Raw genomic sequence first — 7,873 nt, forward strand, 5'->3', positions numbered from 1 at the left:
TATAGTTACTTCTGCTCTTCTGCTTATATCAAGCCAGCTTTTTTTTACGGGGTTAAGGGGGTCGTGCTGGGGGCTGAGGTGGAGCAGAACTCCCCATTCTTTTCTTGTATCACATGCAATCGAAATGCGCTATAAAGCATTAACAATGCCATACTGCTAAAATATAAAAATGGCTTAATTTCTGCTAACCACGGTTGATTGTGGTGCTGCCAATCTGTTATAATGATATGACGATTAAAGACAAAACAGGCAGTTGCAGGCTGCCTTATGGAATACTTAAGGAGGACTTATGGATGCAAAGTTGACATGGGTTGATGGGATGAGGTTTGTGGGGGAGGCCTCATCGGGACATGCCATCGTCATTGACGCCGACCACGAGGTTGGCGGGGAGGACACGGGCATGAGGCCATCGGAGTTGCTGCTAATAGCCCTGGGAGGTTGCTCGGCTATGGATATCATCTCCATCCTCAGAAAAAAGAAACAGGACGTCAGACGTTTTGAGATAAATGTCAGGGGCGATAAAGCCTCCGCACACCCAAAACGCTTTAACACCATCGTCGTGGAATACGTGGTCACCGGCAAGGGCGTAGAGGTCGAGGCCCTCAAGAGGGCAGTGGAGTTGTCCATGACAAAGTACTGCTCGGTAAAGGCTACCATTGAAAACGGCGTCCCCATAGAGTATGCCTACAGGGTCGTTGAGGAGTAGGGGGTGACGTGGCGTTGAGGGAGGACGCTTGAAGACAAGGGCGTTTATTGCCATAAACATAGCAGAGCCGGTGCAGTTGGAGATCGATGCAGCCATAGCCCCGTTGAGGCAGGACTACCGCGGCGTTAAATGGGTCAGAAGAGAAAACCTCCATTTAACGCTAAAGTTTCTCGGCGATATCGATCAGGGTCAGGTGCGGAGGGTTGAGGCTGCCCTGGAAGGGGTTTGTGCCCTGCACCGTCCCTTCGGTGTTGCCCTGATGTCGGTGGGAGGGTTTCAGACCCTGACGCGGCCAAAGGTGCTGTGGATCGGCGTGGAGAATGACACCGCTATGCGGGAACTGCATCGGGATATCGACGCACGACTCTCTGATGCCGGTTTTGCCAGGGAGGACAAGCCCTGGGCTGCACACCTGACAATTGGCAGGTTGAGGGATGGCGGCAATGCTATCGGCCTCATGGAAAAACTGACCCCGTTAAAAACAAAGGACTTTGGTCTCAGCCCCGTCTCAGCCATAGACTTGATGAGCAGTGAGCTAAAATCGGGCGGGCCAATATACTCCGTGATGAGGGAGTTTCCCCTGAAGGGTTAGAGTTATGATGCGTATAGAGACAAAGATAAGTGTAACACTGATTTGCCTGATGCTGTTGGTGCTTGCAACGGCGATGACTCTCTCAGCCATAGAGCTTACCGGTGTGCAGGTGAGGGCGTCTGAGGGACGCAGCGGCTCTGTCATAAGTAAACCTGTGACATTGACCAGGGCTGCCACTATTATCAGGATCGACGGACCAAAGGAAGGCTTCTGCATAACGGGGACTGCCACAATCTGCAGCTCCTCCGAAATAGTCGGAATAACCCTCGAACCAGGCACGTATACGGTGTTTCCCAACGTGCCGGTAGGTAAGGACAGGGAAAAGGTGATCATCTACCTGCGATACTGAGAAGACCTTATAATATGATTTTTGCATCTTAATCAATAAAAGGAGGTATCTTATTTTGATGATAGTGACATCGGTAACGGTCTGGGTTAAGCCCGAGCACGTGGATGATTTCATAGCCGCAACGCGTGCAAACCACGAAGGTTCGGTCAAGGAACCTGGCAACATCCGATTTGACGTGCTCCAGGGCATCAAGGACCCGACACAGTTTCTCCTGTATGAGGCATACGAAAGCGAGGAGGCAGCCGCCGAACACAAAAACACCGCCCACTACAAGACATGGCGCGATACGGTTGAACCCTGGATGGCCAAGCCACGTCAGGGGGTGCCTCACCGCGTGGTCTCACCCCAGGAAAGAGCAAAATGGTGAACCTGAAGTTTAAGTTTGCCAGGCCCCCGCACATATACTTTGGAGCAGGCACGTTCAAGGACGTAGGCACTATTGTCCGTGGCTATGGCCGTAGTGTTGTAGTACTTACCGGAGGAAGCTCTCTGAAGGAGTCGGGGAGGCTGGCTGGGCTTCTGACCGACCTTGATGCCCTTTCGATCAAGCACCGTCACGTGTCAATCAACACGGAGCCTTCCCCTGAGATGATCGATGAAGTGGTCAGGGGTTGCCGTGATGTTGGCGTTGAGGTAGTCCTTGCCGTAGGAGGTGGCAGTGTCCTTGATGCGGGCAAGGCCGTATCGGCGATGCTGCCCACGGGGGAGGGCGTGTTTGATTATCTTGAGGGGGTTGGCAGTGGCGCCGTCCACAGTGGAGTGAAGGTGCCGTTTATAGCGGCGCCAACTACGGCGGGAACGGGCAGTGAGGCAACCAAGAACGCCGTCATAAGCCGTGTGGGACAGGACGGCTTTAAGAAGTCCCTCAGACATGACAACTTCGTTGCAGACGTTGCCGTTGTTGACCCGGAGTTGACCCTATCCTGTCCGCCTTCCGTTACAGCCGCCTGTGGGCTTGATGCCTTTACGCAGTTGCTGGAGTCCTACGTGTCAACGAAGGCCTCTGTCGTCACGGACTCCCTGGCCCTGGGTGCATTGGAGTTGTTTAAGGACAACCTTGTTGCCGCTTGCACGGTGTCCCCGGGGGACATTGTGGTGAGGGCGGCGCTGTCTTATGCCTCGCTGATATCGGGTATAACCCTTGCAAATGCCGGTCTGGGCGTGGTGCATGGGATAAGTTCGTTCATAAGCGCCCATTTTGATATCCCCCATGGTGTCATCTGCGGGACCCTCATCGGGGCGGCAACGAAGGTCAACATCCAGCGTCTGATGGCAGACAATGCCGTGGATGTGCTGAAAAAGTTCGCCGTGGTTGGTGACCTCATAACCGGTCAGAGTGGCAACGGCAGTGTGGAGTTGTCTGTGAAGAGATTACTCTGGGAGATAGACAATTGGGTATCGGTGTTGCGCATGCCACTGCTTAGTCACTATGGCGTGGGGCAGCAGCACCTTGATATGATAGCATCCAGATCTTCAAACAAGGAAAACCCCGTTAAGCTCTCCAAGTCCGATATCATGGATATCCTCCGGCAGCGACTGTGACAAGGGCGAGGGTAGTTGTGGTCGGAGGCTGTTTTTTTTAGCTGCCCAAAAAAATGTTATACTGAAATGACTCAGTTTTTTTAGGCATGATAATTGAGTGTGAAATAATGGGGTCAAGGGGACTGGTCCCCTTGCAGGGGGTTCTGAAGGGGGGCGGAGCCGCCCCTTTCTTTGTTTTTGAAACGTGCTATATATATCATCACAGGATTTTTTACAGCAAGAAAAAAATTATCCCAAAACATAGGGGATATTATTGTATAATTAAGGCAAGCTAATGGCAGCAAAGGAGGCAACACAATGATTGTCAGGTGTTGGGGAGCTAGAGGCTCTATCCCGGTATCAGGCAGAGAGTATCTTAAATACGGTGGCGATACCACCTGTATAGAGATAAGGACGAAAAATGATGAGATTATCATCGTTGATGCCGGCTCCGGGATCAGGGAGTTTGGTAAGCGTATGCTCGACGAAAAACGGACGCGCTTCAATCTGTTGTTTACCCATGCACACTGGGACCATATCATGGGATTTCCGTTTTTCAGGCCCATATACCGTGAAGGTACCGTTATAGACTTTTACGGCTGCGCCTTTTCTGCCGGCACCCTTCAGGATATCATATCCACGACGATGGTATCTCCACACTTCCCTGTCAAGTTCAATGAGATCAAGGCAGAGTTCTCCTATAACAGCATATGTGACAGGAGCATTGTAATTGATAGCGTTGCCATTTCATCAGTCATGTTGAGCCATCCCAACCAGGGACTTGGCTATAAGTTCGTCGAGGACGGTAAGAGCTTTGTCTTTATCACCGACAACGAGCTGACGTATAAGCACCCCGGTGGTCTTGACTTTCAAGATTACGTGGGTTTTTGCAAGGGAGCTGATGTGCTGTTTCACGACTCCGAGTACGTAGAAGCAGAATATACGGAAAAAATAACGTGGGGCCACTCCGTCTATAAAGACTCTCTGAGGTTGGCCATTGAGGCAGGAGTGAAACAGTTCGGCCTCTTTCATCACAACCAGAACAGAACCGATGACGCAGAGGATGAGATCGTTGCCGACTGTCACCGGATCATCAGGGAACAAAATAGCCCCCTGGAATGTCTTGCCGTCTACCAGGGCCTGGAGTTTACACTATAAATAGGGGATAACGTATCCTCTTTATATTTCATGGTAGCAAAGGAAAGAAGGGGGCGGCTCCGCCCCCCCCTCAGACCCCCCTGCAAGGGGACCAGTCCCCTTGACCCCTTACTTCGAAACCTTTTACGATGCTTTTTTTTTAAGAAGATACGGGATAGCTGCGTTTTCTTTCTTTTCTCCTCTTCTATTTTTGGGTGGCAATGTTGTACAATGTATGGAAACAATGAGGAAGGCGGTTAACGGACTATGGAAATGACGGCTGGGATAATTATAATAGGAGACGAGATACTATCGGGGAAGGTAGAGGAATGTAACTGTCTGTTTTTAGCGAGACGGTTGCGTGCCAGGGGGGTAAACGTCTGTCGTGTGTCTATCATATCCGATGAGGTTGACGAAATTGCGACAGAGGTTCGTAGTTTCTCAGAGAGGTACGATTACGTCTTTACCTCCGGGGGGTTGGGCCCAACCCACGATGATGTGACAATCGAGGGTATAGCCAAGGGGTTTTCCGTGCGGATTGTTGTGGAGCCACACCTGCGCAGCATACTGGAGCGCCGATACGGTGACAGGGTGACCCCGGAACGCCTGAAGATGGCCGAAATCCCCGAAGGCGGCGAACTCGTAACCGACAAGGCATTAGAATTTCCGTTGATACGCTACAAGAACGTGTTTGTATTCCCCGGTATCCCGCAATTTCTCAGAGACAAGTTCAACGTCATCGAACACCTGTTCATAGCCCCTTCGATCCTGCTTAAGCGAGTGTACGTCAACGAGTACGAGTCCGAAATAGCCCCCATGCTCAACGAAATAGTCAGAGACAACAGGGCCGTAAAGATCGGCTCCTATCCCATAATGCACAACAGCAACCATCGGGTAATGCTGACCCTTGAGTCCGTGGATGAGGCCGCCCTGACCCTGGCCGTGGATGCACTGGCTAAGAGACTGGGTGATAAAGCAGTCAAGATTGACTGATTGACAAAAAACAAAATGCGTAGTTCTTTGATGGGGTCAAGGGGGTTGGCCCCCTTGCAGGGGAGGTCTGAGGAGGGGGCAGAGCCGCCCTCCTTCTTTTCTTTTATTACATGACACCTAAACGCTCTATAGGCCATCGGGTACGCATTGTAAACAACATCCTTTCCCTGCTCTCTTCCGGCATAGTGGTACATGCCGTTTCGTTCTTTGTCGTCGTGTACCTTGCAAGGGTGTTGGGGCCGGAGGGGTTTGGCAGGATCAACTTTGCCTTTGCCATCGTTGGTTATTTCATGCTCTTTACGGATATGGGAATAGGCGTAATAGCCACCAGGGAGGTTGCCGGCGGACACTACGTGGGTGGGGAGAAGCTCAACAGGTATGTGGGCAACATCATTGCCCTGAGATTGACGATGGCCGTAGTGAGTTTTGTCGTGCTCGTTGCAATTGCCTTGATGCTCGACAAACCGGCAGAGATAAAATCGCTGATAATCCTCTATGGGGCAGGCGTGTTTGTATCGAGTCTGTTCATAGAGTGGTTGTTTCAGGGGCTTGAGCGGATGCACTACATAGCCCTGGGCCGGATCGCAGGGGTAGTGGTCTATGCAGGAGGGGTGTTCAGCCTCATACGCAACCCGCAACAACTGCTCATTGTCGCCTGTCTTCAGTTTCTGGCAGGGGTGGTAACGGCGGGGTGTTTGTTCTGGTCTTTCAGGAAGATTGCCGGCAAAATCGCACTTAATATAGACATGGGGTTGTGGAAGACATCCCTGCGGCAGGCCCTGCCCATAGGGGTGGCAGTGCTCATGAACTTCGTCATCAACAACGCAAATACCGTGATGCTTGGCTTTATGAGTACAGAAAGTGCCGTGGGATACTTTAACAGCGCCTTTAAACTGCTATTGCCCCTGAGTATGCTTGGTTCGGTGTACTTTGATGCGATATACCCGGTCATCACCAGACACTATGCCGGAGTCGAAGCCGGTGCGGGGACATTTGGCGTTGTACTGTCCCTCAGCGCCAGGGTATCAATAACCCTGTTAGTGCCCACTGCCGTTGGTGGCACTATGTTAGCCGGCCCCCTGATGCACCTCATCTACGGTGGCAGTTACGACGCCGCAAGCACGGCGCTGGGATACTTGCTCTGGGCAGGGGCAATAGGCGTATGTAACATGGTGTACATCAGAGGGTTGTGGGCAAGCGCCAGGCAGGGGCTATATCTCAGGGTCGTCCTGGTGCAGGCAATTGTGAGTCTGCTGCTTAACGCCATGCTCATTGGAAGTTTCGCAATAGTGGGTTGTGCTATAGCAGCACTGGTGGTTGAAGCCCTTGGACTACTGTTGTATGTGCGGGCATTCAGGGACATAGCTACGATTGCAGTACACAGGTTTATATTAAAACCAGTGGTAGCATCGGCAATCATGGCGCTCTTTTTGTATACGACTAGCGGGTTTAATATAGCGATTGAGGTACTTGGTGGTGCATTGGTCTATATCGTGTCGCTCTATCTTATAAAGGGTATAACCAGGGATGAGTTAAGTATGATATACAGGGGGATCAGCGGTTTATGAGCTTTATAGTGCATTTCGATTGTGTGCAATACAAGAAAATAGGGGTGCATAAATTTTTGGTGGACGTCATAAGGCCATTGTTTACCGCACTTTTGTACTTTTTACTAAATCGCCATTTAATGCGGTTTTTGAAAATGGATTCCCGTTCCCTGTTCAAGCCAGGGACATGTTTCACGGCAATGACAAGAAATGGTATTTTGCGCCCGTATGTGTCATTCGCAAGCAGGAATCCATCACCAACCACTTTTTTTATGCACCCTCTCTTGCTCCAAATTTTTGCTATTGACTTTTCTGAAATGCTTGTGATAGCATAATGCTACGATGGTGTCCGTGAAGAATCTTAGCAAGGAGGGTTTTTTAGTGTGCCCGAACATTTATATGTTGCAAAGATGCAGTCTTGGCGCGGTTCTTGCCGCTCTCTCTCTCTCTCTCTCTCTCTCTCTCTCTCTCTCTCTCCTGTAATGCACTTCCACTAGCAATCTACTTTATTATCGATACCCCTTGCTATCGTCGTATATCTTTCCGACCGATAGCTAAGGGGTTTTGTCGTTTTTTTAGCCTGTCTGAACTAGGATTTAACGGATTAAGGGATTATCAGGATTATGTTAAGAGGAGCCTTCTGTCTTCATCCTGTAAATCCTTCCATCCGTTAAATCCTAGTTCAGACAATCTTAAGGGAGGTGGTGTATTATGCGCTAGGGGATTGTGAACATCAGGCGTTTCGTGTCATTCCCGCGAAAGCGGGAATCCATGAGTTAAACAAAAAACAAACAACATAAAGGAGGAAACAAATGTTGAAGAAAGTTACTTTAGCAACACTAATCGTGTCACTGCTGCTACCCGCCGTAGTGATGGCCGGTACCATCGAGCTGCCCAGGACGGGGCAGACATCCACCTACGCCACGGGCGACGACGGCGCAATCCAGGCGGGCGTGGCCTGGCCGAGTCCGCGCTTTACCGCCGCTACCAACACGGTCACCGACAACCTCACGGGCCTGGTCTGGACG

General features: G+C 50.8%; 8 protein-coding genes and 1 pseudogene. All 9 read left to right on the forward strand.

From position 1 onward, the window contains the following. Positions 1-289 precede the first annotated feature (289 nt). Positions 290-706 (forward strand): OsmC family protein, encoded by a 417-nt coding sequence (locus HWQ67_RS09560; RefSeq protein WP_218252461.1) that lies wholly within the window; start codon positions 290-292, stop codon positions 704-706. A 28-nt stretch (positions 707-734) separates the two neighbouring features. Beyond that, positions 735-1,298: an RNA 2',3'-cyclic phosphodiesterase gene (gene thpR / locus HWQ67_RS09565; RefSeq protein ID WP_218252462.1), complete on the forward strand. Its 564-nt coding sequence runs from the start codon at positions 735-737 to the stop codon at positions 1,296-1,298. A gap of 4 nt (positions 1,299-1,302) precedes the next feature. Next, entirely contained in the window at positions 1,303-1,647 is a 345-nt protein-coding gene (locus HWQ67_RS09570) for a hypothetical protein (protein WP_218252463.1), read from the forward strand. A gap of 58 nt (positions 1,648-1,705) precedes the next feature. After that, a complete protein-coding gene (locus tag HWQ67_RS09575) occupies positions 1,706-2,014 on the forward strand; it encodes an antibiotic biosynthesis monooxygenase (RefSeq protein ID WP_255317206.1) in 309 nt (102 codons plus the stop codon). Continuing rightward, positions 2,008-3,189 carry an iron-containing alcohol dehydrogenase gene (locus tag HWQ67_RS09580; RefSeq protein ID WP_218252465.1) on the forward strand — a complete coding sequence of 394 codons (1,182 nt, stop codon included), beginning with the start codon at positions 2,008-2,010 and terminating at the stop codon, positions 3,187-3,189. The genes HWQ67_RS09575 and HWQ67_RS09580 overlap by 7 nt, the downstream gene beginning before the upstream one ends. A gap of 297 nt (positions 3,190-3,486) precedes the next feature. Next, a complete protein-coding gene (locus tag HWQ67_RS09585) occupies positions 3,487-4,326 on the forward strand; it encodes an MBL fold metallo-hydrolase (RefSeq protein WP_218252466.1) in 840 nt (279 codons plus the stop codon). A 246-nt stretch (positions 4,327-4,572) separates the two neighbouring features. Beyond that, positions 4,573-5,298, forward strand: coding sequence for a competence/damage-inducible protein A (locus HWQ67_RS09590; protein ID WP_218252467.1), 726 nt, complete (start codon positions 4,573-4,575; stop codon positions 5,296-5,298). A 110-nt stretch (positions 5,299-5,408) separates the two neighbouring features. Next, on the forward strand, positions 5,409-6,866 hold the full coding sequence (locus HWQ67_RS09595; RefSeq protein ID WP_218252468.1) for an oligosaccharide flippase family protein: 1,458 nt from the start codon (positions 5,409-5,411) through the stop codon (positions 6,864-6,866). A gap of 791 nt (positions 6,867-7,657) precedes the next feature. Then, positions 7,658-7,873: pseudogene (locus tag HWQ67_RS09600) on the forward strand (hypothetical protein); the annotation flags it as partial.

This window comes from Candidatus Magnetobacterium casense (assembly GCF_019173545.1).
GTDB classification, from domain to species: Bacteria; Nitrospirota; Thermodesulfovibrionia; order Thermodesulfovibrionales; family Magnetobacteriaceae; genus Magnetobacterium; species Magnetobacterium cryptolimnobacter.

Excerpts from the sequence above, each read along its gene's own strand:
- HWQ67_RS09580 (WP_218252465.1), top strand. The coding sequence starts at position 2,008 with ATGGTGAACCTGAAGTTTAAGTTTGCCAGGCCCCCGCACATATACTTT.
- HWQ67_RS09590 (WP_218252467.1), top strand. The coding sequence starts at position 4,573 with ATGGAAATGACGGCTGGGATAATTATAATAGGAGACGAGATACTATCG.
- HWQ67_RS09585 (WP_218252466.1), top strand. The coding sequence starts at position 3,487 with ATGATTGTCAGGTGTTGGGGAGCTAGAGGCTCTATCCCGGTATCAGGC.
- HWQ67_RS09560 (WP_218252461.1), top strand. The coding sequence starts at position 290 with ATGGATGCAAAGTTGACATGGGTTGATGGGATGAGGTTTGTGGGGGAG.
- HWQ67_RS09595 (WP_218252468.1), top strand. The coding sequence starts at position 5,409 with ATGACACCTAAACGCTCTATAGGCCATCGGGTACGCATTGTAAACAAC.
- HWQ67_RS09570 (WP_218252463.1), top strand. The coding sequence starts at position 1,303 with ATGATGCGTATAGAGACAAAGATAAGTGTAACACTGATTTGCCTGATG.
- HWQ67_RS09575 (WP_255317206.1), top strand. The coding sequence starts at position 1,706 with ATGATAGTGACATCGGTAACGGTCTGGGTTAAGCCCGAGCACGTGGAT.